This is a genomic window from Streptomyces sp. NPDC001904 (assembly GCF_040297005.1).
Taxonomy (GTDB): Bacteria; Actinomycetota; Actinomycetes; order Streptomycetales; family Streptomycetaceae; genus Streptomyces.
Genome location: NZ_JBEOYI010000019.1, coordinates 85,527 through 107,941 on the forward strand (window position 1 = coordinate 85,527; position 22,415 = coordinate 107,941).

The 22,415-nt window shown below is 71.2% G+C and carries 22 protein-coding genes; 9 read left to right on the top strand and 13 right to left on the bottom strand.

Annotated features, from left to right (window positions below):
* Position 1: 1 nt before the first annotated feature.
* Both ABT127_RS26935 and ABT127_RS26940 read left to right on the top strand, forming a co-directional pair.
* Positions 2 to 280 (top strand): hypothetical protein, encoded by a 279-nt coding sequence (locus ABT127_RS26935; protein ID WP_351455050.1) that lies wholly within the window; start codon positions 2 to 4, stop codon positions 278 to 280.
* Positions 281 to 348: 68 nt separating this feature from the next.
* Complete coding sequence (locus ABT127_RS26940) at positions 349 to 540, top strand: hypothetical protein (RefSeq protein ID WP_351455269.1); 192 nt, start codon at positions 349 to 351, stop codon at positions 538 to 540.
* Here ABT127_RS26940 and ABT127_RS26945 read toward each other — a convergent pair.
* Together ABT127_RS26945 and mshA are read right to left on the bottom strand one after the other, a co-directional pair.
* A complete protein-coding gene (locus ABT127_RS26945) occupies positions 533 to 1,057 on the bottom strand; it encodes a type III secretion system chaperone family protein (protein WP_351455053.1) in 525 nt (174 codons plus the stop codon). The two genes, ABT127_RS26940 and ABT127_RS26945, sit on opposite strands and share 8 nt — an antisense overlap.
* Positions 1,050 to 2,399, bottom strand: coding sequence for a D-inositol-3-phosphate glycosyltransferase (gene mshA, locus ABT127_RS26950; RefSeq protein ID WP_351455056.1), 1,350 nt, complete (start codon positions 2,397 to 2,399; stop codon positions 1,050 to 1,052). The genes ABT127_RS26945 and mshA overlap by 8 nt, the downstream gene beginning before the upstream one ends.
* 237 nt (positions 2,400 to 2,636) lie before the next feature.
* On the opposite strand from mshA, the gene ABT127_RS26955 reads away from it, so the two are divergent.
* The 3 genes from ABT127_RS26955 to ABT127_RS26965 all read left to right on the top strand — a co-directional run bounded on the left by ABT127_RS26955 (position 2,637) and on the right by ABT127_RS26965 (position 6,460).
* Positions 2,637 to 3,443 carry a class I SAM-dependent methyltransferase gene (locus tag ABT127_RS26955; RefSeq protein ID WP_351455059.1) on the top strand — a complete coding sequence of 269 codons (807 nt, stop codon included), beginning with the start codon at positions 2,637 to 2,639 and terminating at the stop codon, positions 3,441 to 3,443.
* 168 nt (positions 3,444 to 3,611) lie between these two features.
* The gene (locus tag ABT127_RS26960; protein ID WP_351455062.1) at positions 3,612 to 4,679 is read left to right on the top strand and encodes a C40 family peptidase; all 1,068 of its coding nucleotides are present in this window, start codon (positions 3,612 to 3,614) and stop codon (positions 4,677 to 4,679) included.
* A gap of 359 nt (positions 4,680 to 5,038) precedes the next feature.
* Complete coding sequence (locus ABT127_RS26965) at positions 5,039 to 6,460, top strand: PP2C family protein-serine/threonine phosphatase (protein ID WP_351455065.1); 1,422 nt, start codon at positions 5,039 to 5,041, stop codon at positions 6,458 to 6,460.
* 96 nt (positions 6,461 to 6,556) lie between these two features.
* Here the strand turns inward: ABT127_RS26965 and ABT127_RS26970 are convergent, their stop codons facing one another.
* From ABT127_RS26970 to ABT127_RS26980, 3 genes are all read right to left on the bottom strand, one after another.
* Complete coding sequence (locus tag ABT127_RS26970; protein ID WP_351455068.1) at positions 6,557 to 6,892, bottom strand: DUF2516 family protein; 336 nt, start codon at positions 6,890 to 6,892, stop codon at positions 6,557 to 6,559.
* Positions 6,893 to 7,010: 118 nt separating this feature from the next.
* Positions 7,011 to 7,607, bottom strand: a complete 597-nt coding sequence (locus tag ABT127_RS26975) for a hypothetical protein (RefSeq protein ID WP_351455070.1) — start codon at positions 7,605 to 7,607, stop codon at positions 7,011 to 7,013.
* Between the two features lie 29 nt (positions 7,608 to 7,636).
* Positions 7,637 to 8,035, bottom strand: a complete 399-nt coding sequence (locus tag ABT127_RS26980; RefSeq protein WP_351455073.1) for a helix-turn-helix domain-containing protein — start codon at positions 8,033 to 8,035, stop codon at positions 7,637 to 7,639.
* Between the two features lie 211 nt (positions 8,036 to 8,246).
* On the opposite strand from ABT127_RS26980, the gene ABT127_RS26985 reads away from it, so the two are divergent.
* Complete coding sequence (locus ABT127_RS26985) at positions 8,247 to 8,870, top strand: histidine phosphatase family protein (RefSeq protein WP_351455076.1); 624 nt, start codon at positions 8,247 to 8,249, stop codon at positions 8,868 to 8,870.
* Between the two features lie 31 nt (positions 8,871 to 8,901).
* Here the strand turns inward: ABT127_RS26985 and ABT127_RS26990 are convergent, their stop codons facing one another.
* The 3 genes from ABT127_RS26990 to ABT127_RS27000 all read right to left on the bottom strand — a co-directional run bounded on the left by ABT127_RS26990 (position 8,902) and on the right by ABT127_RS27000 (position 10,876).
* Positions 8,902 to 9,348, bottom strand: coding sequence for a hypothetical protein (locus ABT127_RS26990; protein ID WP_351455078.1), 447 nt, complete (start codon positions 9,346 to 9,348; stop codon positions 8,902 to 8,904).
* A gap of 144 nt (positions 9,349 to 9,492) precedes the next feature.
* A complete protein-coding gene (locus tag ABT127_RS26995; RefSeq protein ID WP_351455080.1) occupies positions 9,493 to 9,882 on the bottom strand; it encodes a DUF805 domain-containing protein in 390 nt (129 codons plus the stop codon).
* 112 nt (positions 9,883 to 9,994) lie between these two features.
* Complete coding sequence (locus tag ABT127_RS27000) at positions 9,995 to 10,876, bottom strand: RNA polymerase sigma-70 factor (protein ID WP_351455083.1); 882 nt, start codon at positions 10,874 to 10,876, stop codon at positions 9,995 to 9,997.
* Positions 10,877 to 11,025: 149 nt separating this feature from the next.
* On the opposite strand from ABT127_RS27000, the gene ABT127_RS27005 reads away from it, so the two are divergent.
* Entirely contained in the window at positions 11,026 to 11,373 is a 348-nt protein-coding gene (locus ABT127_RS27005; RefSeq protein ID WP_351455086.1) for a VOC family protein, read from the top strand.
* A 50-nt stretch (positions 11,374 to 11,423) separates the two neighbouring features.
* Positions 11,424 to 13,856: an ATP-binding cassette domain-containing protein gene (locus ABT127_RS27010; RefSeq protein ID WP_351455089.1), complete on the top strand. Its 2,433-nt coding sequence runs from the start codon at positions 11,424 to 11,426 to the stop codon at positions 13,854 to 13,856.
* A gap of 319 nt (positions 13,857 to 14,175) precedes the next feature.
* Here the strand turns inward: ABT127_RS27010 and ABT127_RS27015 are convergent, their stop codons facing one another.
* Positions 14,176 to 15,639 carry an MFS transporter gene (locus ABT127_RS27015; protein WP_351455272.1) on the bottom strand — a complete coding sequence of 488 codons (1,464 nt, stop codon included), beginning with the start codon at positions 15,637 to 15,639 and terminating at the stop codon, positions 14,176 to 14,178.
* A gap of 160 nt (positions 15,640 to 15,799) precedes the next feature.
* Between ABT127_RS27015 and ABT127_RS27020 the strand changes: the two genes are divergently transcribed.
* Positions 15,800 to 16,291: a MarR family winged helix-turn-helix transcriptional regulator gene (locus tag ABT127_RS27020; RefSeq protein ID WP_351455092.1), complete on the top strand. Its 492-nt coding sequence runs from the start codon at positions 15,800 to 15,802 to the stop codon at positions 16,289 to 16,291.
* 60 nt (positions 16,292 to 16,351) lie between these two features.
* On the opposite strand, the gene ABT127_RS27025 is transcribed toward ABT127_RS27020, so the two are convergent.
* The 4 genes from ABT127_RS27025 to ABT127_RS27040 all read right to left on the bottom strand — a co-directional run bounded on the left by ABT127_RS27025 (position 16,352) and on the right by ABT127_RS27040 (position 22,356).
* Positions 16,352 to 18,421: a HelD family protein gene (locus ABT127_RS27025; protein ID WP_351455095.1), complete on the bottom strand. Its 2,070-nt coding sequence runs from the start codon at positions 18,419 to 18,421 to the stop codon at positions 16,352 to 16,354.
* 57 nt (positions 18,422 to 18,478) lie between these two features.
* Positions 18,479 to 19,102: a TetR/AcrR family transcriptional regulator gene (locus ABT127_RS27030; protein ID WP_351455098.1), complete on the bottom strand. Its 624-nt coding sequence runs from the start codon at positions 19,100 to 19,102 to the stop codon at positions 18,479 to 18,481.
* Positions 19,103 to 19,134: 32 nt separating this feature from the next.
* Positions 19,135 to 19,941: a hypothetical protein gene (locus ABT127_RS27035; protein WP_351455101.1), complete on the bottom strand. Its 807-nt coding sequence runs from the start codon at positions 19,939 to 19,941 to the stop codon at positions 19,135 to 19,137.
* 123 nt (positions 19,942 to 20,064) lie between these two features.
* Positions 20,065 to 22,356: a phosphotransferase gene (locus ABT127_RS27040; protein ID WP_351455103.1), complete on the bottom strand. Its 2,292-nt coding sequence runs from the start codon at positions 22,354 to 22,356 to the stop codon at positions 20,065 to 20,067.
* Positions 22,357 to 22,415 lie beyond the last annotated feature (59 nt).

The window sequence follows — 22,415 nt, forward strand, 5'->3', positions numbered from 1 at the left end:
CATGCCCGAAGCACCCAGGATTTCCCCGGGAACGGACGACCCGCCCAGAACACTCGTGGGCGGGATCGAGGTCGACGTCCCGAACAGCATCCCGGCGATCCGTGCGGCGCTCACACCCGAGCGCCGCACGGAGTTCGACAAGGACATCAACGCCGCGGGGATCCACGAGATCCACGCCGTCATGCGGCACTGGATGCTGGAGGCGGTGCCCGACCCGGAGGCCGACGCGATCCTGGCCCGGCTCGCCCGCGACGAGGCGGAGAGGCGGGGCCCGGCTTGAGCCGCCGCCGCAGGCGCAGCCCCTGCCGCATCGCGTACGCACCGCCCGCCGACGACACCCTCGTCAAGATGGCGGACCCCGACGCCTTCCGCGCCGAGATGACCCGCACCCTCGCCCACGACCCGTACGGGCACGGCTCCTGCTCGGTGGCGGGCGAGCGCGACCGCCGCGAGGCGACGGTCGGCGGGGCGATAGTCCTCTACTACGTCTCCGGGTCCGTCCTCACGGTCACCGTCGTCCGCATGGTCGCGCTCAACTAGCCGGCTGCTCCGGGTCGGCGCGCTCGATCAGGTGCGTGAACGCGTCCAGGTTGCGGGTCGATTCGCCGCGGGAGACCCGCCACTCGTACTCCCGGCGGATCGCGCTCGCGAAACCCAGCTCCAGGAGCGTGTTGAACGCGCCGTCGGACGCCTCCAGGACCGAACCGAGGAGCCGGTCCAGCTCGTCGGGGGTGACGGCGGCGAGCGGCAGCTTGCCGGTGAGGTAGATGTCGCCGAGCCGGTCGACGGCGTAGCCGACTCCGTACAGGCGCAGATTGCGCTCCAGGAGCCAGCGGTGCACCCCCGCCTCGTTCTCGTCCGGGTGGCGGATCACGAAGGCGTTCAGGGACAGGCTGTGCCGGCCGACCCGCAGCGAGAGCGTCGTGGACAGCTTGCGGGTGCCGGGCAGCTTGACGACGTACGCGCCCGGCTCCGGGCTCTCCCACTCCAGCTCGGCGTCCTTGAGGAACGCCTCGACGACCTGGGACGCCTCGGGTGCCGGGTGCTGGTCAGCCATGGTGCGAGAGTACGTGACGGCGGTGTTCCTGCATCGCGGCGGTGTAGACGTCGGCCGTCGCGCCGGCGGCCGTGTCCCAGCCGAAGTGCTGCGCGTGCCGGGCCGCCGCGCCGCCCATGCTGTCCACGAGGTGGGGATGGTCGGCGAACTCGCGCAGCACGCGCGCGTAGGCGGCCGGTTCGTGGCCGTCGACGAGGAAGCCGGTCGTCTCGTCCCGCACCGCCACCGGCAGTCCGCCCACCGACGCGGCCAGCACCGGCGTCCCGGTCGCCTGCGCCTCTATGGCGACGAGCCCGAACGACTCGCTGTAGGAGGGCATGACGAGCAGGGAGGCGGCCCGGAACCAGTCCGCGAGCTGGTCCTGGCCGACCGGCGGGTGGAACCGCACGACGTCCGAGATGCCCAGCTGGGCGGCGAGCTTCTGGAGTGCGGCGGGCTTGGCGAGGCCGGAGCCGCTGGGGCCGCCGACGACCGGCACGACCATGCGCGTGCGCAGCTCGGGGCGCTCGTCGAGGAGCACCGCGACCGCCTTGAGCAGGATGTCGGGCGCCTTCAGCGGCTGGATGCGGCCCGCGAAGAGCGGGATCAGGGCGTCCTGGGGCAGGCCGAGGCGGGCGCGGGCGGCGGCCCGGCCGTCGGCGACCCGGAACCGCTCCAGGTTCACCCCGGGGTGCACGATCGCGACCTTGGAGGGGTCGGCCTCGTAGTGGTGGATCAGCTCGTCGGCCTCACCGGCGGTGTTGGCGATCAGCCGGTCGGCGGCGCGCACGATCTGGGTCTCGCCGATCACGCGGGCGGCCGGCTCGGGGGTGTCGCCCTCGGCGAGCGCGGCGTTCTTGACCTTGGCCATGGTGTGCATGGCGTGCACCAGCGGGGCGCCCCAGCGCTCGGCGGCCAGCCAGCCGACGTGCCCGGAGAGCCAGTAGTGCGAGTGGACCAGGTCGTAGTAGCCGGGCCGGTGGCCCGCCCAGGCCTGCATGACCCCGTGCGTGAAGGCGCACAGCTGGGCGGGGAGGTCCTCCTTGGCCAGGCCCTCGTAGGGGCCCGCGTCGACGTGGCGGACCAGCACGCCCGGCGCCAGCTCGACCTCGGGAGGCAGACCACCGGTGGTGGCCCGGGTGAAGATCTCGACCTCCACGTTGATCGCGGCCAGGCGCTTGGCCAGCTCCACGATGTAGACGTTCATGCCGCCCGCGTCGCCCGTGCCCGGCTGGTGCAGGGGCGAGGTGTGGACGCTGAGCATGGCGACGCGGCGGGGACGGCGCTGCGCGCCCGGGAAGCGCAGACGGGCGGGTCCCGCACCCGCTCCGGTGCGGCGGAACCTGGACACGTACTGACTCACGTGCGGTCCTCCTGCTGGCGGCCCTGAAGGGCTCTTCTACGGCTCTACTGCGGCTCTGCTGCCGCTTCGCTGCGGCTGCGACCGGGCCCCGGCTGCGGGCACGGCTGAAGGAGGGCACACGCCCTCGTCCAAGAGCGGCAACATCGGACCGCGGCCCTCCATTTCCACTTTGCCGAATCATTACCGTACGAGACCGCGTGGCGGCTCGGCGTGGCAGCGCCGCGTACCCTCGTACCTGTGAGCCCGCGTACCCCGTCCCGCCCCGTAGGAACGGTGACGCGAGGCACCACCAACCCCAACCGGCTGCGCCGCATGGACCGCTGGATCGCGGCCGTGCACGGCGCCGCGCTGCGCCGGGCGGCCGACCCGGTCGCCGTCGACCTCGGCTACGGGGCCGCCCCCTGGACCGCCGTGGAACTGCTGGCCCGGCTGCGCGAGGCCGCGCCCCGCGCGCGCGTGGTCGGCATCGAGATCGAACCCGCGCGGGTCGCGGCCGCGAAGCCGTACGAGCGTGAGGGCCTGGGGTTCCGGCACGGCGGCTTCGAGGTGCCGCTGGAGTCGCCGCCCGTCCTGATCCGCGCGGCGAACGTGCTGCGCCAGTACGACGAGGACCGGGTCGCCGACGTCTGGCGGCGGCTGTGCGGCCGGCTCGCGCCCGGCGGGCTCCTCGTGGAGGGCACCTGCGACGAGATCGGGCGGCGGCACGTGTGGGTGGCCCTCGGCCCGGAAGGACCGCGCACGGTGACCTTCGCGACCCGGCTCGGCTCCCTGCACACCCCCTCCGACCTCGCCGAGCGCCTCCCCAAGGCGCTGATCCACCGCAACGTCCCCGGCGAGCCGGTGCACGCCTTCCTGCGCGACTTCGACCGGGCCTGGGCGGCGGCCGCCCCCTACGCCTCGTACGGCGCCCGGCAGCGCTGGATCCGCACGGTCCGCGCCCTGACGGCCGACTGGCCGGTGGTGGACGGCCCGGCACGCTGGCGGCAGGGCGAAGTCACCGTGACATGGGGTGCGTTGGCGCCCGTCGGGGGCATGAGGGACTGACGGGAACGGCGGGAACGATCCCGGTACGCCGTTCGTCACACCGTGCGGGGTCTGTCGGATTCGGCGTACACGTGGCACCATCCACCGAACGCGCACATGTTACTGACGGTAAATCAGGTTTCACCGTGGGGTGGGCCTGAGACGGTCTCGGCTGTGGGGGCGAAGCGGATGAGCAGGCGGAGCACGACGACGATGGCGGCCGTGGCACTGGTCTGCGCCGTGACCGTCCTGGCGGCGCCCGGCGCGGCCTACGCGGCACCGACGCCCACACCCACGCCGTCCCCGTCGACGACCCCCGGGAACAAGGACCTCGAGGCCGTCCGCGCGAAGATCGACAAGCTGTACCACGACGCGGCGGTGGCGACGGACGAGTACAACGCCGCGGAGGAGAAGGCCGAGAAGCAGTCCGACGCGATCGTGAAGCTGGCCCAGAAGATCGCCGACGGGCAGGACCGGCTCGACCGCCTCAAGAGCAGCGCGGGCGCCGTCGCCCGCGAGCAGTACCGCAGCGGCGGCATACCGCGCGAGACGCAGTTCCTGCTCTCCGGCGACCCGCAGCACTTCCTGGACAGCGCCGGCCGGATGTACCAGGGCCAGCAGGCCACGAAGAACCTGCTGTCCCAACTGGCCGACACCCAGGACGAGCTGGCGCGCTACGCCGACGACGCCTCCGCCAGGTGGAAAGAGCTGGACGAGGGCGCCAAGGACAAGGCCGCGGCCAAGAAGAAGATCGAGCGGCAGATCGACGAGGCGCAGGAGCTCGAGAGCACGCTGGAGAAGAAGGAGCGCGAGCGGCTGCGCAAGCTGGAGGAGCAGGCCGAGCAGCAGGCGCAGACGGCGTGGCTCTCCTCGGGCGTCCTGAAGGAGATCAACGGCAGGGCGACGCCCGCGGGCAAGAAGGCGGTCCAGTTCGCCACCGCCCAGCTGGGCAAGCCGTACGTGTGGGGCGCCGAGGGCCCGAAGTCGTACGACTGCTCGGGCCTCACCTCGCAGGCCTGGGCCGCGGCCGGCCACGGCATCCCGCGCACCTCGCAGGAGCAGTGGAAGCAGCTCAAGCGCATCGACATCAAGGACATGCGCCCCGGCGACCTGATCATCTACCACGACGACGCCAGCCACGTCGGGATGTACATCGGCGACGGCGCGATCATCCACGCGCCGCGGCCCGGGCGGACCGTGACCGTGGCGGGCGCCGGCTCGATGGCGATTCTGGGAGTCGTACGACCTGACGCGTGAGGGACGCCGGATCCTGCGCCGGGATCAGTGCCGGATCCGGAGTCGGATCCTGTGCCGGATCCTGCGCCCCAGAAGCGTCAGGACCTGTGATCGAAAGGCGCGGGACCGCGTGGCGCACCCCACGTGACGCACCACACTTCCTTCACTCCAGTTCCACCGTTCCGACGTGATCTTCGTCATCCCCCATCCGGCCCCCATGGGCCGGAACCTGCCCAATTGCGCTCCCTGCCACGGCATATGACGGGGGCCGATTGCCGCTCACCATTCCGTTCGGGCGGCGGCTGACGCTAAGGTCCCCGTCGGTGGTTCGAGGACCTTCGTCCCACCGCGCCCTCGGGGGGAGGGAAGGAAACCCAGCGATGCCCGTACCCGTACCGCGGCAGAGAGCGATCCCGGCCGCGGAAGGCGGTCAGGCTCGGGCCGCGTCCACGACACCGTCCGCCGGACCGGTCCGCCGGACGACCGCCCACGACACGACCGGCCCCACGGCCGCGAAAGGCACCAGCACCAGCATCAGCACCACGACCCGAGCCCTCGGCACCACGGATGTCACGGAGAACACCACGGACACCATGGCCACAGGGGACACCAGCAGCCCGACCGCCGGCCCGACCACCGGCCTCACGCTCCTGGTCATCGAGGACGACCCGACCGGGTCCCTCACCGTCCCGGAAGTACCGGACGCCGCGGGCAAGCCGATCCGCGTCCGCACCGCCCGCAACCTCACCGAGGCCGAGCGGCTGCTCACACACGACGTCAACTGCATCCTGCTCGACCTCGCGCTGCCCGGCTCCAGGACGGACCGGGACGGCGGCGACGAGCTGGAGACGCTGCGGCACGTGCTGCGCCTCGCACCCCGGCACGCCGTCCTGGCGCTGACCGCGTCGGGCGACGCCGAGCGCGGCGCCGAGGCGGTGCGCGTGGGCGCCCAGGACTATCTGTTCCGGGACGAACTGGACGGCCGGCTGCTCGGCCGCGCCATCCGCTACGCCGTGGAGCGCAAGCGCGGTGACGTGGCCCAGCGCAAGCTCACCGAGTCCCGGCTGCGCGCCCAGGAGAACGTCCGCCTGGAGCGCGGTCTGCTGCCGACCCCGCTGCTCGACGGATCGTCCCTGCGGTTCGCGTCGGGCTATCGGCCCGGCCGCTCCCGCGCCCTGCTCGGCGGCGACTTCTACGACACGGTCCGCACGCCCGACGGCACGGTGCACGCGATGATCGGCGACGTCTGCGGCCACGGCCCCGACGCGGCGGCGCTCGGCGTCCAGCTGCGCATCGCGTGGCGGGCCCTGACCTTCGCGGGCCTGTGCGGCGACGAACTCCTCTCCACCCTCCAGCGGGTCCTGGAGCACGAGCGGTCGGACGAGGAGATCTTCGCGACGCTGTGCACGGTGGACATCGCGCCGGACGGCCGCCGCGCGGGACTGTGCCTGGCCGGCCACCCGTCGCCGCTGATCGCGAGCCCGGGCCGCCAGGCGACCCTGCTCCCGTACGAGAACAGCGGCCCGGCCCTCGGACTGCTGCCGAAGGCCCGCTGGCCGCGGATGCAGGTGGAACTGGGCCCGTCCTGGAACCTGATGCTCTACACGGACGGCCTGATCGAGGGCCGGATCGGCCAGGGCAACCAGCGCCTCGGCCAGGAGGGCATGGTGGAGATGATCCGCCGTCAGCAGGCGCAGGGCCTGCACGGCGAGGAACTGCTGGAGGCCGCGATGAACGAGGTGCGCGACCTCAACGGGGGCGAGCTGACCGACGACGTGGCGGTCCTGCTGCTGGACCGGTGACCCCGCGCCGTGCGGATGGGTCAGCGCCGTATGGGTGGGTCAGCGCCGTGCGGGTGGGTCAGCGCCGTGCGGGTGGGTCAGCGCCGTGCGGGTGGGTCAGCGCCCGCCGTTGTACGGCCCGTACGGGCCGTCGCTGCTGGAGCCGCCCCTGCGGCCGCCACCGCCGCCGCTGACCTGCCGGACGGCGGGCCGTACGTCGACCATGTACACGATCGTCGCGACGAGCCCGATGATCGGCAGGAACGACAGGATCCCGAAGATCCAGTTCACGACGAAGGCCAGCGCGAGAATGATCAGCCAGAACGGCTTGGTCTTCTTGTCCGCCGCGCGGAACGCGTCCTCACGCCGGATCGCCGCGTCGACCAGCGCGAAGCCGCTGAAGACGATCAACGCCAGGTTCAGCAGCGACAAGAAACTGTTGAAACCCTGCATCAGCACAACGCCACCACCTGAATCGACCTGCCTGCGCCGCGGCGCCCCGTCATTCCGGTCACCGTACCCGTACAACGGGCCGGGCACGCGCTACGTGCCCGGCCCATCGACGTACGCCCTACTTGACCGGCGGCGTGGTGCCGGAGCCGGGCTTCTTGGCGGCGGGGGCCTTCTTCGCCGTCGCCTTCTTGGCCGTCGTCTTCTTCGCGGGCGCGGGCTTCTCCGCGGCGGCGGCCGGGGCCTCGGTGACCACCGGCTCGGGGTCCGGCTCGACGGTCCCGGCGATCTCCACGATCTCGTCGGCCGCCTCGCCGCGCCAGCTCCGCACGGTCTCCTCGCCGTGCTCGGCGACCTTCTCGTAGGTCTCGCGCGCCTTGACGGCGGCCTCGGCGGCGTAGCCGACACCGCGCAGCGCGAACTCCTGTGCCGTCTCGCCGAGCTTCTTCAGGTCGGTGTCGAGGCCGGCGACGATCTCGTTCACCTTCGCGGTGATCGTGGCCTGCGCCTCCTTGGCGCGGCCGGTCGCCTTCTCCTGCACGTCCTTGGGGTCGGTGTTGCGTACGGCCTCGAAGCGCGCGGGCGCCTCGGCCCGCAGCTGCTCGACGAGCCCCGGCACCTTCTTCGCCTGCTGGTACGTCAACTCGGCGGCGCCCGCGGCGAAGTAGAGCGGGGTCGGGTCGGAGAAGGTCTTGCGCAGGTCGTCCTTGATGGCCATGGCGTGGTCCTCCCGGATCACATCAACTACTACTTGCTTGAGGGCTCGGCACCGTCGCCGTCGTGGGGTCCACCGTCGTGGTTCCCGTTCTCTTTCCTGAAGGATTCGTAGATCTGCAACAGGACTTGCTTCTGGCGCTCGTCGAGCGAGGGGTCGGCGAGAATCACCGCACGTGTCTCGATCTCGTCCCGGTCCCGCTCCGCGTCGAGGATGCCGGCGCGCACGTACAGCGTCTCGGCGGAGATCCGCAGCGCCTTGGCGACCTGCTGCAACACCTCCGCGCTCGGCTTGCGCAGCCCGCGCTCGATCTGGCTGAGGTACGGGTTGGACACCCCTGTGGCATCGGCGAGCTGACGGAGCGACAACTGCGCGTTGCGACGCTGCTCGCGCAGGTACTCGCCGAGATTGCCGACGTTGAGCGATGCCATGCCTCGATAGTGCCGCACCCGCGCTAACTATTGCAAGCAGTTGCTTGCAAAAGTGCGCCGAGTCACGAGCCCGCGGAGCGCGCACCGACAACCCCGAAGGTGCCCCACCCATCGCCGGCCGGGCCCGCGCGGCCGCGACGGAACCATGCGCACAGAGCTCGGCGTCCATCCCCGGCACACAAGATCACGGATGACGACGGAGACTCTGGACATGGCAGGCACCGCCACTCGATACCTCTATCTCGCGCGGCACGGTGAAGCGTCGGCGGACGAGACGACCCTGACGGAAAGCGGCCGGCGCCAAGCCGTTCTCCTCGGTGAACGGCTCCGGAACACCCCGCTTTCGGCGATCCACCACGGGCCGCTGCCCCGGGCGCAGCAGACGGCCCGGCTGATCGGCGCACAGCTCGACACCGTCCCACTGCACCAGTCGGAACTGGCGGGCGACTACATCCCGCACCTGCCCGTGAAGGAGGAGCTTCCGCCGGATTCGGCCGACGCCATGCTCAGCTTCCTCGCGCAGGTTCCCGAAGAGGAGCGCAACCGCGGTCCTGCGCTGGCCCGGGAGGCACTCGCGGAATTCACCGGCCCGGTCGACGGCGATCGCCCGCGCCACGAACTGGTCGTCACCCACAACTTCCTCATCGGATGGCTGATCCGGGCCGCCCTCGACGCGCCCGAGTGGCGCTGGATGGGCCTCAACCTCGGCAACGCGGCCCTGACGGTCATCCGCTACGCACCCGGCAGGTCGTCCTCCGTGCTCTTCTCCAACGACATGCGGCACCTGCCCGCAGAACTGCGCTGGACCGGCTTCCCGCCCGAACTCCACATCTGACGGGAAGTCCCCGCAAGCCGTCAGCGGCGGGTCAGCAGCGGACCGAGGCCTGGGACGCCACGATCGCCTTGTTGAGCTGTTCCACCTGGGGCTGGATCTTCTGCGCGGCGTCGGAGGCCGTCGTGTCGCCGCTGAGGCCGTCGATGGACTTCTTCAGGTCGTCGTAGGCGTCGGTGATGGCGTCCGTCTTGGCGTTGTCGATGCCCTGGGCGTCGTCGTCGATGTCCTTCAGGTCGTCGGCGATGTCCTCGCGGGCGTCCTTGATGTCGTCGAGCGTGCTGTCGGAATCCAGCGTGGTCAGGTCCGCGGTGTCGTCCTTGAGGTCGCCGAGGCTGTCGCACAGGGCCTGGGCGCTCTTGGAAGCGTCCTCCTTGGGCGTGCTGTCGTCGTCCGAGCAGCCCGCCAGCAGCAGAACGGCCGCACCGGCGGCCGCGGCGGTGAAGGAGAGACGACGGGTGAGGGCGCGAGAAGAGTTCATGCCTCCATGCAAGGCGCCGGAACGACGCGGCGCGCGGCGCGGTCGGCGAACGGGTGACCCCGGGGCTGCGTCCCAGGACGCACGAGTGCCCCGGTCCGACAGCGGACCGGGGCACTGCGCGAGCGACCGGAAGGTGCGGCGGAATCAGACCGCGTACGCCCCGGAGCCGGGGTGCGGGCCGCCCAGGCCCTTCGGGTTCGGGCCGTAGTTGTTGTCGCCCGGGGTCCCCTCGAGGACGGTCAGGACGAGGAGCCAGATGCCGCCGATGAACGGGACGAAGGCGATGAAGAACCAGGCGCCGGAGCGGCCCGTGTCGTGCAGCCGGCGGACCAGGACACCCAGCGAGGGCAGCAGCGTCGCAAGGATGTACAGGACGTAGACGATGTAGATGGCCGTGCTCTTCGTGACCGCGGCCAGAACCACCAGGACGAGCGCGATGATGATGTTGAAGAGCGCGAACATCCAGTACTCCTGGCGACGGGCCCGCCCCTGGAACGTCGCGTACTTCTTGAGCACGTCGGTGTAGTAGTGCACAGGTCCCCCCTGCTTGTGGTGCTTATGTCATGCTCACATCGGCATGATCCAGCTGAACGTAGACGAGGTCCCCCATCGCGGTCAACGCTGTTGTCGTCCCGACATCGAACGGTCATCTCGTGAGGTCCGACGGCGTTTCCAGGCGGGTCAGTTTGCCGGGGTTGCGGACCACGTAGAGGCGGGTGATCCGGCCGTCCTCCACCGCGAGGCTGACCGTCGACGGCGCGCCGTCGAAGTCGACGCGGACGGCGGGCTCGCCGTTGAGGAGGACGAGCGCGGCGCCGAGCTCGGTCACCTTGCCGTGCGCGCCCGCGAGGATCCGCGCGACCAGGTCGGCGCCGTGCAGCGGGACGAGCGCCGCGGCCACGACCCCGCCCCCGTCGGTGATCATGACGACGTCCGGTGCCATGACCTCCATCAGCTCCTGGAGCCGCCCGGTGCGCAGCGCGGCCAGGAAGCGCGCCACGACCTCGCGCTGCTCCGCCCGCTCCACCCGCACCCGGGGCCTGCGCGCCGCCACGTGCGCGCGGGCCCGCCGCGCGGTCTGCCGCACCGCCGCCGCGGACTTCCCGACCGCCGCGGCGATCTCCTCGTACGGCAGGTCGAAGACCTCCCGGAGCACGAACACCGCGCGTTCGGCCGGTGCGAGGGTTTCCAGGACCGTGAGCATGGCGATCGACACGCTCTCCGCCAGCTCGACGTCCTCGGCGACGTCCGGGCTGGTCAGCAGCGGTTCCGGCAGCCATTCGCCGACGTAGTCCTCGCGGCGGCGCGACAGGGTGCGCAGCCGGTTGAGGGACTGCCGCGTGACGATCCGTACGAGGTACGCGCGCGGGTCGTCCACCCGCGTCCGGTCGACACCGGACCAGCGCAGCCAGGACTCCTGCACCACGTCCTCGGCGTCGGCCGCCGAGCCGAGCATCTCGTAGGCGACGGTGAACAGCAGGTTCCGGTGCGCGAGGAACGGGTCCTGCGCCTTCGATGCGGTCGTCATACCCCAAGGACACCGGCGGCCGCGCATCTGTGACAAGAGCCCGCGACGGGCGCCGCGACCTGCGCCGACGCAAGCGATCAGGAATCGAGAAGCGACCCGGCGCGGCCACGGTTAGCGTCGTCCCTACGGCCACTCAATCAGGAGCAATCATGACGAACCAAGGCATCAAGACCGTCCTCCACCCCGTCTCCGACGTGGCGAAGGCCAAGGAGGTCTACGCGGCGCTGCTCGGCACCGCGCCGCAGGTCGACGAGGCGTACTACGTCGGCTTCGACGTCGCGGGGCAGCACATCGGGCTCGTTCCGAACGGCGCTCAGCAGGGCATGACGTCCCCGGTGACCTACTGGCACGTACCGGACATCGAGGCGAAGCTCGCCGAAGTGACCGCCGCGGGTGGCACTGTGAAGGAGCCCGCGCACGATGTCGGCGGCGGCCGCCTGGTGGCCACCTTCACCGACCACGACGGCAACGTTCTGGGTGTGCTCCAGGACAGCTGACCCACCCCGACTCGATCCGCCCGGACCGGACACAGGGAGAGACGAGACCGATGAGCCCCGCCAAGAGCAAGAGAGCGGCGACGACGGATGCGGCGACCCCGCACTCCGTCGACCGTCACGACCTGATCCGTGTGCACGGCGCCCGCGAGAACAACCTCAAGGACGTCAGCATCGAGATCCCCAAGCGCCGCCTCACGGTGTTCACCGGCGTCTCGGGTTCGGGCAAGAGCTCGCTCGTCTTCGACACCATCGCCGCCGAGTCGCAGCGGCTGATCAACGAGACGTACAGCTCGTTCGTGCAGGGCTTCATGCCGTCGCTGTCGCGTCCCGAGGTGGACGTCCTGGACGGTCTGACGACGGCGATCATCGTGGACCAGCAGCGGATGGGCGCCGATCCGCGCTCCACCGTCGGTACGGCGACGGACGCGCACGCGATGCTGCGGATCCTGTTCAGCCGGCTGGGCAAGCCGCACATCGGGCCGCCGAGCGCGTTCTCCTTCAACACGGCGTCGGCCAAGGGCGCGGGCGCGATCAGCGTCGGCAACAAGAAGGCGGTCAAGGCGACGTTCGAGCGGCTCGGCGGCATGTGTCCGCGCTGCGAGGGGCGCGGCTCGGTCTCCGACATCGACCTGACCCAGCTCTACGACGACTCCAAGTCCCTCAACGAGGGCGCGCTCACCATCCCCGGTTACACGATGGACGGCTGGTACGGCCGGATCTTCCGGGGCTGCGGCTTCTTCGACCCGGACAAGCCGATCCGCAAGTACACCAAGCGGGAGCTGAACGACCTGCTCCACAAGGAGCCGACCAAGATCAAGGTCGAGGGCATCAACCTCACCTACGAGGGCCTGATCCCGAAGATCCAGAAGTCGATGCTGTCGAAGGACATCGACTCGTTGCAGCCGCACGTACGGGCGTTCGTCGAGCGGGCCACGGCCTTCTCGGTCTGCCCGGAGTGCGACGGGACGCGGCTGGCCGAGAGCGCCCGGTCCAGCAAGATCAAGAAGATCTCGATCGCGGACGCCTGCCGGATGGAGATCCGGGATCTCGCGGAGTGGGTCCGCACCTTGAAGGAGCCCTCGGTCGCCCCGCTCCTCGAAGCGCTCCAGCAGAGCCTGGACTCGTTCGTGGAGATCGGCCTCGGCTATCTCTCCCTGGACCGGCCGGCCGGCACGCTCTCCGGCGGCGAGGCGCAGCGCGTGAAGATGATCCGCCACCTCGGCTCGTCCCTCACCGACGTCACGTACGTCTTCGACGAGCCGACGACGGGGCTGCACCCGCACGACATCGGCAACATGAACAACCTGCTCCTCCGCCTGCGCGACAAGGGCAACACGGTCCTCGTGGTCGAGCACAAGCCGCAGGTCATCGCGATCGCCGACCACGTGGTGGATCTCGGCCCGGGCGCGGGGACGGCGGGCGGCACGGTCTGCTTCGAGGGGGACGTGGACGGCCTGCGGGCCAGCGGCACGACCACGGGCCGGCACATCGACGACCGCAGGTCGCTCAAGGACGCCCCGCGGGACGCCACGGGCAAGCTGTCCATCCGCGGCGCCGACACCCACAACCTCCAGAAGGTGAACGTCGACATCCCGCTGGGCGTCCTCACCGTCGTCACGGGCGTGGCGGGCTCCGGGAAGAGCTCGCTCGTCCACGGCTCGGTCCCGCTCCAGGAGGGTGCCGACGGTGTCGTCTCCGTCGACCAGACCCCGATCCGCGGGTCGCGCCGCAGCAACCCGGCGACGTACACGGGCCTCCTGGAACCGATCCGGAAGGCGTTCGCGAAGGAGAACGGGGTAAAGCCCGCGCTCTTCTCCGCCAACTCCGAGGGCGCCTGTCCCACGTGCAACGGCGCGGGGGTCGTCTTCACCGACCTGGCGATGATGGCGGGCACCTCGTCGACCTGCGAGGACTGCGAGGGGCGCCGCTTCGACTCGTCGGTCCTCGAGTACAAGTTCGGCGGGCGGGACATCAGCGAGGTGCTGGCCATGCCGGTCGCGGAGGCCGAGTCCTTCTTCGCCGACGGTCCGGCCCGCACTCCGGCGGCCCACAAGATCCTCACCCGCCTCGCCGACGTCGGCCTCGGCTACCTCACCCTCGGCCAGCCCCTCACCACGCTCTCCGGTGGTGAACGGCAGCGGCTGAAGCTGGCGACGCACATGGTGGGCAAGGGGGGTACGGGGGCCGGTGCGGGGGGCGGTGCGGGCACCGTCTACGTCATCGACGAGCCGACGACCGGCCTCCATCTGGCCGACGTGGAGCAGCTTCTCGGCCTCCTCGACCGCCTGGTCGACTCGGGCGCGACGGTGATCGTGGTGGAGCACCATCCCGCGGTGATGGCTCACGCCGACTGGATCATCGACCTGGGCCCGGGGGCCGGGCACGACGGCGGGCGCGTCGTCTTCGAGGGGACGCCGGGCGATCTGGTGACGGATCGTTCGACGCTGACCGGGGAGCATCTGGCTCGGTACGTGGGGGTGTGAGCGGCTGACGGGTTGCGCGGGGCTGCCCTTTTCGCGCAGTTCCCCGCGCCCCTGCCGGGTTGTTCGTCGGGTGCGCCTTTCGTCGTGGTTGCTCGCGCAGTTCCCCGCGCCCCTGAGATGCGCACTTCGTGCGTCATCTCATCAAGAGAGGCGTGCCCCGGGCGCCGTCCCATCAAGAGAGGCGCGGCGGAGTCGCAGCCTCTCAGGGGAGGCTGCGCGGAGCGCATGCCTCAGGGGCGCGGGGAACTGCGCGAGAAGCGGCCACCGGCCCGCACCCGACGAACAGCGCGACCAGCCCCGACGCACTCGCGGACGAACGTCAGTCCTCGGTGCCGGCCACCACGGTCTCCCCCGCGCCGGAGGCCACCGGCCCCGTCGGCCGCAGCACGACCAGCGCCACCACGAACGCCGCCGCGATCAGCCCGGCCCCGATGCCGAACGCGAGCCGGTACCCCTCGGTCAGTGCGACGGCCTGCGCGCTGCCGCCATGGGTGAGCGAGGTGGTCCGTGCGGCGGCGAGGGTCGACAGGACGGCGACGCCGAGCGCCATGCCGATCTGCTGCGTGGTGTTGAACAGACCGGAGGCCAGCCCCGCGTCCTCCTCGCTCGCGGCCGACATCCCGAGCCCGGCGAGCGCCGGCAGCACCAGTCCGCCGCCGGAGATCAGCAGCATCACCGGCAGCAGATCGGCCGCGTACTGCCCGTGGACGGGAACGCGCGCCAGGTAGCCGAGCGCGCCGGCCAACAGCACGAGGCCCGCGAGCAGCACCGCCCGCTCCCCGAACCGCGCCGCCAGCCGCGCCGAGACCCCGAGCGAGACGGCCCCGATCAGTACGGCGGCGGGCAGCATCGCGAGGCCGGTGCGCAGCGCGCCGTACCCGAGGACGCGCTGCATGTAGAGCGCGGCCAGGACCTGGAAGGCGAACATCGCTGCCAGGGTGAGGACTTGGGTGAGGTTGGCCCCGGCGACGGTGCGCGAGCGCAGGACGCGCAGCGGCATGAGCGGCGTACGGGCGCGGGCCTGCCGCACGAAGAACCCGGCGACGAGCACGAGCCCCGCCCCCACGGCACCGCCCGCCCGGACGGAACCCACCCCGTACGCCTCGATGTTGACGACGCCGAAGATGGCCAGCATGAGGCCGACGGTGATCAGCGCGGCGCCCCACACGTCCGCGCCCGCCCGCAGCCCGGCGCCCCGGTCGCCCGGCAGGGCGGGCACGGCGAGGGCGAGGACGGCGGCGCCGACGGGCAGGTTGATGAAGAAGATCCAGTGCCAGTCGAGCGCGTCGGTCAGGACACCGCCCAGCACCTGACCGATCGACGCCCCGGCGGCGCCGGTGAAGCTGAACACGCCTATCGCCCGGGCCCGTTCGCGCGGGTCGGTGAAGAGGGTGACGAGGATGCCGAGCCCGACGGCGGCGGCCATGGCGCTGCCGACCCCCTGGAGGAAACGGGCCGCGAGCAGCACGGCGGGCGTCGTGGCAAGCCCGGCCAGGAGCGAGGCGGCGGTGAAGACGACGGTCCCCGCGAGGAACATCCGCTTCCGCCCGACCAGGTCACCGAGCCGCCCGGCGAGCAGCAACAGGCTGCCGAAGGCGACGAGATAGGCGTTGACCACCCAGCTCAGGGCGGTCGCGGAGAAGCCCAGGTCCCGCTGGATCGCGGGCAGTGCGACGGTGACGATGGAGCCGTCGAGAATGATCATCAGGGTCCCGGCGGCGATGACGCCGAGCGCGAGCCATCGGCTGCGCAGCCGATGGCGGACCGCCCGGGCGTCGCCCACGGCTACTGCTTCCTCGACCTCTGTGGATACGGCGGACACGACAAGGCCCCCTCCGAGCCGGGCCGCCACCCCTACCGGATGGCGACGACAACACGACCGTAACAGATGGTCCCGTTGCAGACTATCTTTCTGAGAACTATTGATGGACTACCCTTGCCGCATGACCGCGATGACGCCCGCCCCCACCCGGACCAGGCCCGACCTCTCGTACCTCCTGGACCACACCAGCCATGTGCTGCGTACGCGGATGGCGGCGGCGCTCGCCGAGATCGGTCTGACGGCGCGCATGCACTGCGTGCTCGTGCACGCGCTGGAGGAGGAGCGCACGCAGAACCAGCTCGCCGAGATCGGCGACATGGACAAGACGACGATGGTCGTCACCGTCGACGCCCTGGAGAAGGCGGGCCTGGCCGAGCGCAGGCCGTCCAGCACCGACCGGCGGGCGCGGATCATCGCCGTGACGAAGGCGGGGGCGAAGGCCGCGGCACGCAGCCAGGAGATCGTGGACGGGGTCCACGAGGAGGCCCTCGCGGCCTTCCCCCCGGAGGACCGGGAGACGTTCCTCCGCCTGATGACCCACCTGGCCGCCGGCCACCTGAGCACCCCGGCCCCGGGCCCGGCTCCGGCCCGGAGGCCTCGCCAGCGGGGGTAGCGCGGGTGCACGTCCCAGGGGCCCAGGGGCGCGGGGAGCCGCGCGGGAAGCCCCCGGCCGTCAGCCGAACGGCAGCGCGCGCGTGTGCACCACGTCGAGCCGCGACACGGCCCGGGTCAGCACCACATACAGCCGTTCGAGTCCCCGCGCCTCGGCCTCCACGATCGCCGCGGGCTCCACCGCCACCACATGGTCGTACTCGAGCCCCTTGGCCTCCCCGGCCTCCAGCACACTCACCCGCGCCCCCAACTCGTCGGCGCCGCCGACCCTCACCCCGGCGGCGACGAGCCCCTCCCGCACCCGCCCCGCGTCCCCCTCGGCCGCGATCACCCCGACCGACCCCGCGAACCCGAGCGCCCTGCGCACCGCGTCCACCACGCCACCGACGACATCCCCGACCTCGCACACCCGCAACTCCCCGTCCCCGCGCAGCGACCGCGCCGCCGGCACCTCCACGTCGATCCGCTCCAGCACCCGGTTGGCCAGCTCGACCACCGCCGCGGGCACCCGGAACCCCACGGTCAACGGCACCACCCGCGCCTCCGGCCGCCCGAGGTGACCGAGCAGCCCGGCCCAGCTCCGGGCCGCCCAGGGCGTGGTCCCCTGCGCCAGGTCCCCGAGGACGGTCAGCGAGCCGAACACGGCCCGGCGCGCGATGGCCCGGGCCTGCATCGGGGACAGGTCCTGCGCCTCGTCGACGACGATGTGCCCGTACCCCTCGGGGTGCGCGAGCAGCCCGGCGACCTCGTCGACGAGCACCAGATCGGCGGCCGACCACCGGACGGACTTCCACGAGCGCGCCGGCCGCGCCCACAGCACGGCCCGCTGCTCCGCCGCGTCGAGCACCCCGTCCGCGGCCCGCGCCAACTCCGCCGGATCCGACAGCACTTGGTGCACGACCTCCTCGGCCCGCACCCGGGGCCACACGGCATCCACGTAGGCGCTCATGGACCGTGACCGTTCGATGCGCTGCAGCCAGGCGCGGTTGACGTTGACGGCCCGCCGCTCGGCGCGTTCCTGGATGTGGCGCACGGCCCGGCTGCGGACCCGCTCACGCCCCACGGCGTACGGCGGCGCCTCGGCGAGCACCCCTTCGACGATGCGCACCAGCTCCCCGGCGGGCACCCGCCACCGGTAGGAGACCAGCGGGTCGGGGACGGCGAGGTCGTCGACGATGCCGGCGGTCGAGACCCGCGCGTACAGCGCCCGCCGCAGCACCTCGGCCATCCGGACGTCGTGCTTGACGACGGCGGCGGCCTCGTCGTCGGCGGCCCGCACGGTCAGCGCCTCCGAGCCCACCAGCTCCTCCACGGTCGACTGCCGCACCCCGCTCTCACCGAGCGCGGGCAGCACCGCGGAGATGTACGAGAGGAAGGTCCGGTTGGGCCCGACGACCAGCAGTCCGCCCCGCTGGACGCGCTGCGGGAACGTGTAGAGCAGGTACGCGGCCCGGTGCAGCCCCACGGCGGTCTTGCCGGTCCCCGGGGCGCCCTGGACGCACACGGACGTCGCCAGCGCCTCCCGCACCAGGTCGTCCTGTTCCGGCTGGATGGTCGCGGCGATGTCCCGCATCGGTCCGACGCGCGGCCGCTCGATCTCCCCGGCGAGAATCCGGCTCCCGGAATCCGCCTCTCCGGCCCCGATCCGCTCGTCCTCCAGGCTCGTCAGATCCGCCGACTCCCCCACGCTCCCCGGCGCCCATCCGAACCGGCGCCGTACATCCACACCCTGTGGATCCTTGGCGCTGGCCTGATAGAAGGCCCGGGACACCGGCGCCCGCCAGTCCACGACGAGCGGCGGCGCGGCCGGATGCTCCGTGATGCGCAGCCGCCCCACGTGATAACTCTGCCGCGCGTGCTCCCCCACGGCCCCGAAGTCGAGCCGCCCGAAGAACAACGGCGCCGGCGGCAGCTCCTTCATCTCCTTGGCCCGGCTGCGCAGTTGATACCCGAGCACTTCGGCATCGGCACCGGAGGCGGAGGCGTTCTCCCCGATGACGACCTGCTCGTCGGCGCCCTCGACCATGGCGCGGAGGGCCTTGCGGCAGTCGTCGTGGAACCGGCGTTCGGAGTCGAGCAAGGGGCCGAGCGGGCCGAGGGAGCTGTGGGGGCCGAGGGAGTCGTCACTCATGCCCCCACGATAACCAAAAACGTAACCGAGTTACATTCTTCACTCCGGAACGCCGTTCTACGACGCCTCCCGCATCCCCCGCGCCAACTGCCCGAACCCCAGCTCGGCGGCGCGCACCGCATCCGCCTCGATCGCGTCGGCCGACTCCCCGGCCGCGATCCGCCGCCCGTTCTCCTGCGCGAGCACGCGCTGCACGGCCACGATCTGCCCGGCGGCGAGCCGCGCCTCGAACTCCGGCCCGCCCAGCGCAGCGGCCAGCGCCTTCTCGGACCGCTCCTGATACCCGTACAACCGCGCCACCAGCGCGGGCGTCCCGTACAACAGCCGCTGGTAGGCCAGCACCGCCGGGTGATCGCACAGCCCGGTCACCGGATCCCGCCGCTCCAGTCCCGCCAGGAAGTGCCGCCGCAACGCCTCCAGCGCGCTCTCCCCCGCCGCCCGCCCGGCGACGACCCGCGCCGCCTCGTCCTCGTGATCGGCGAACCGGTGCAGGACCAGGTCCTCCTTGGCCGCGAAGTACCGGAACAAGGTCGGCTTGGACACCTCGGCAGCGGCAGCCACCTCGGCCACGGACACCTGGTCGTACCCCCTCTCCAGGAACAGCCGGATGGCGGTCTCGGAGAGCGTCTCGCGGGTGCGCTGCTTCTTCAGCTCGCGGAGGGAGGGGGGTGGGGTGGTCATGGGGAGGAGGGTACGGCCCCGGGCCCGGCGGCTCAGGCAGCGGCGGCCCGCCGCCAGGCGGGCACCTCGGCCACGAGTCTCCACATGTCGTCGAAGTGCTTGACCCACATCGCGATGGCGGCCTCGTCCTGACCGCCGTGGTCGCCGGCGAGGACGGTGAGGTCCGTGTCGTATCCCTTGGGGTCGTAGTACTCGGGACCGCGCAGTGCCATACGGGTCGATACGTTGTACAGGCCGTGCAGAACGTGCTTGCGGTTGAAAATGCACAGCTTGTGCAGGGGTGCCCCGTGGTAGACGCGGTATTCGCAGGTCACGTCCATGCGCCCGATCCGGGTGAGGGCCTGCGCCAGTCCGGACAGGATCTGGTCGTACTCCTGGCACTTGAGCTCGGCCCGCACCCGGAACTCCGGCGAGTCCTCGGGCCTGTCGTCGGCGCCCACCCGCGAGGGCACCCTCATCGGCTGCGAGAAGTCCGGCACCATGACACGGATGACGACCCGGCGAGTGGGTCCTGGATTGTCCTCGAGCCGTTCGAGACGGTGATACAGCTCGTTGTAGAGCGTCTCTCCCGTGTAACCGAAGAAGCTGATCTCCACCCGCCGCGCCTGGAATGCTTCTGCCACGAAGCTGCCCAGGGAACGTGAGGTGACCCGGCCACGTGCCGGAAGCCGGGCGGCCTGGTTCAGTTCACGCAGAGCGTCGTAGAGGACGTATCCGACGAGACTGAGCAGCGCACCGCCCAGGAACGCCTTGCCCTCCAGGGCATCTCCGACCGGCTTGACGAACTGCGCCAACAGCCCGGTGATGAAGATGACCGCCAGCAGAGTGCGGACGGCCATCGGCTCGAACCGATCCTGGAAGCGCCGTAGCGCACGCCACAGCCGTGCGCCGCTCTCCCCGTCCCCCGTGCCGTAGGACATGCGCTGCGCCCCCCCACTCCGGATGGGGGGCTCACACGACGCTCAGGCCCGGTCCAGTACAGAGACCGCCGCTTTCTTCCCCCAATCCCCATCGTCCGCGCGCGGCAGGGCAAATACAAGATAGGGATTACTGAGGGCCGCCTGGCCCGCAGCGCCCATGCCCAGGTAGTGCAGTGCCTGGCTCAGTGTGGTGGCGTACGAGCCGACCGCACGGCGGACGTTGGGCGCGTCCAGGCCCTCCCCCGTGACCAGCCTGTCCAGATCGACGTACGCCGAGCGAACGACCTCGAGCTGCCGGTACGTCTCCTGGTCCCTCTGCCAGCCACGGGTGTGGCCGTTCTCCATCACCGTGGCCCACCGCCGGAACATCCTCTGGCGGATGTCCGGCTTGGCCGGTGAGAGATGCAGATGCCGGACCAGGTCGTAGAGCGGGTCGCCGATCAGGGCCATCTCCCAGTCGATCAGCGCCAGCCGATGCCCGTCGCCCCGCTTTCCGAGCCGCACCAGGTTCCACGGGTTCAGATCGCCGTGCAGCAGTACCTTCACCCGCGGTGTCACATCGCGCGGCGCGAGAGCCATCGACAGCCATCGCGCCCCCGGGAGCCCCAACTTGCTCGCCACGCGTGCGGATTCCGCGGGCAGCTCCTCCACCATCCTGACGAGCTTCACACAGAGCCAGCGGTAGAAACTGCCGCTGCCTCGATGCTGGTCGAGCGGCCGGGTGTCGACTTTCGACAGAGCGTGCAGTTGATCCACCAGATCGTCGGCCTCTCCCTGCAGCAGACCCCGTTCAGGATGTTCGGCTCGGTGTCCGGGGCCGCCACGACCCTCATAGGTGTGCAGGGTGAACTCGTCCCCCAGCTCGCTCCTGCCCAGCGCCATCACCCGCGGAGCACGCACCGCCACTCCGGCCGCCTCGATCGCCCCCAGCACCTCATGCTCCTTCAGGAAGCGGGGTTCCCGCAGGGTCACGGCCCCCAGCTTGCGACGCACGACCACATCCATGCCTCCCGCGTTCACCACGGTGCTGAGGTGCGTGGCACCTTTGAACACCTGGCGGGCAGAGGCCAGCGCCTCGGCCCAGAGCGCCTCCTCCACCATCTCCTCGCCGAACTCCGCTCGCAGTGGGACGCGTTCATCGCGCTCCCAAGTCCAGCGCGCCCCCGGTTCCTTCTCCAGGAACCGGGCTCCGCGCCCTTTGCACCATCGCAGGATCAGCTGCTCGATCGTGCTCGTCCTCGGCAGCCCGCGCAGTCGCAGCGGCCGCTCTGCCGCCTCAAGGGCCCGGTGCACTTCCAGGGCGGCCAACTCCAGATCCCCGGGACCGAAGGAGGAACCGAGTCCCGAAACGGCGCGCATCACATCCGGATACACGGACTGGGCGCGCTCGAAGTCGACGTAGTGCGGGAGATCACTCGTCACACCATCGGTCGCCTGCTCCCGGCCCTCCTCCTTCATCGCCCGGCACCACGCCTCGATGACCTCGTCCCACTGCTTGCGCGGGTAGCGCATGCGCACCAGATGAGTGGCGAGGTCGTGCAACGGGTCGCCGTACAGGGCGAGTTCCCAGTCGACGCAGATGAGGGGACGTTTCGGCCGGTCGAACGCGACGATCACGTTGTCGCGGTGGAGATCGCCGTGCAGCAGACTGAAGGGCCGGTCGTGGAGCTTGGGCACCCTCTCCGCCAGGCCGATCAGCGCCCGTTCGGCCACCCCCAAGGACGCGAACAGCCCCCCGAAGACAGCCCAATTGGGTTGGCGGATCTGGGTGTCGGCGGCCAACGCGAGAGTCCGCAGGAACTCCGCACTCTGCCCCAGCAGTTGACTCAGCCTGGACCACGCGGCCGGCAGCGGTGGAAGCCTGTCCACCCGCACCCTCGTCATCCGCGCGAGTTCCCCGGCCAGGGCCCGCACCATCTCGGGCTCCAGGAACTCGCCGGTCGGGCAGGTCAGCGAGAGGGGAACCCCCTGGACGTAGCTGTGGACCGCCACGTCGTCCCGCCGTGCCAGGCAGCGCGGCACGTTCTCGAGAACTAGGCCGATCGCGTCCAGGACCGTGGACTCGTCCTGCCACATCCGGATCACCACCGGCAGAGCCTTCGGCTTCCGTGCCCGCACGGTCACCAGGGCCGGCGTCTCCAGACGGCCGCCGAACCAACCGGCCATGGCGGGCGGCAGAACCACCACTCGGTTGGTGTTGTGATGGCCCTCCATCACCGCCCCCTTGTTCGCCGCGTACGTCATGAGCGCGGCCCATTGGGAGTCTTCCAACGCCGAGCCCTCGATCGGGCGCGCGGGGAATGAGGCGGACACAGGCGTCTCCTGCACGGCCATGCGGAAGTCCGGACGGGAGCCCGTACGGAGGCGCCTCACGGTATCGATCTGCGGACTTA

Excerpts from the sequence above, each read along its gene's own strand:
- ABT127_RS27020 (WP_351455092.1), top strand. The coding sequence starts at position 15,800 with ATGACCGCGATGACGCCCGCCCCCACCCGGACCAGGCCCGACCTCTCG.
- ABT127_RS26945 (WP_351455053.1), bottom strand. The coding sequence starts at position 1,057 with ATGGCTGACCAGCACCCGGCACCCGAGGCGTCCCAGGTCGTCGAGGCG.
- ABT127_RS27000 (WP_351455083.1), bottom strand. The coding sequence starts at position 10,876 with ATGACGACCGCATCGAAGGCGCAGGACCCGTTCCTCGCGCACCGGAAC.
- ABT127_RS26985 (WP_351455076.1), top strand. The coding sequence starts at position 8,247 with ATGGCAGGCACCGCCACTCGATACCTCTATCTCGCGCGGCACGGTGAA.
- ABT127_RS27030 (WP_351455098.1), bottom strand. The coding sequence starts at position 19,102 with ATGACCACCCCACCCCCCTCCCTCCGCGAGCTGAAGAAGCAGCGCACC.
- ABT127_RS26940 (WP_351455269.1), top strand. The coding sequence starts at position 349 with ATGGCGGACCCCGACGCCTTCCGCGCCGAGATGACCCGCACCCTCGCC.
- ABT127_RS27040 (WP_351455103.1), bottom strand. The coding sequence starts at position 22,356 with ATGGCCGTGCAGGAGACGCCTGTGTCCGCCTCATTCCCCGCGCGCCCG.
- ABT127_RS27025 (WP_351455095.1), bottom strand. The coding sequence starts at position 18,421 with ATGAGTGACGACTCCCTCGGCCCCCACAGCTCCCTCGGCCCGCTCGGC.
- ABT127_RS27035 (WP_351455101.1), bottom strand. The coding sequence starts at position 19,941 with ATGGCCGTCCGCACTCTGCTGGCGGTCATCTTCATCACCGGGCTGTTG.
- ABT127_RS26980 (WP_351455073.1), bottom strand. The coding sequence starts at position 8,035 with ATGGCATCGCTCAACGTCGGCAATCTCGGCGAGTACCTGCGCGAGCAG.
- ABT127_RS26935 (WP_351455050.1), top strand. The coding sequence starts at position 2 with ATGCCCGAAGCACCCAGGATTTCCCCGGGAACGGACGACCCGCCCAGA.
- ABT127_RS27010 (WP_351455089.1), top strand. The coding sequence starts at position 11,424 with ATGAGCCCCGCCAAGAGCAAGAGAGCGGCGACGACGGATGCGGCGACC.
- ABT127_RS26965 (WP_351455065.1), top strand. The coding sequence starts at position 5,039 with ATGCCCGTACCCGTACCGCGGCAGAGAGCGATCCCGGCCGCGGAAGGC.
- ABT127_RS26990 (WP_351455078.1), bottom strand. The coding sequence starts at position 9,348 with ATGAACTCTTCTCGCGCCCTCACCCGTCGTCTCTCCTTCACCGCCGCG.
- ABT127_RS26960 (WP_351455062.1), top strand. The coding sequence starts at position 3,612 with ATGAGCAGGCGGAGCACGACGACGATGGCGGCCGTGGCACTGGTCTGC.
- ABT127_RS26975 (WP_351455070.1), bottom strand. The coding sequence starts at position 7,607 with ATGGCCATCAAGGACGACCTGCGCAAGACCTTCTCCGACCCGACCCCG.
- ABT127_RS27005 (WP_351455086.1), top strand. The coding sequence starts at position 11,026 with ATGACGAACCAAGGCATCAAGACCGTCCTCCACCCCGTCTCCGACGTG.
- ABT127_RS26970 (WP_351455068.1), bottom strand. The coding sequence starts at position 6,892 with ATGCAGGGTTTCAACAGTTTCTTGTCGCTGCTGAACCTGGCGTTGATC.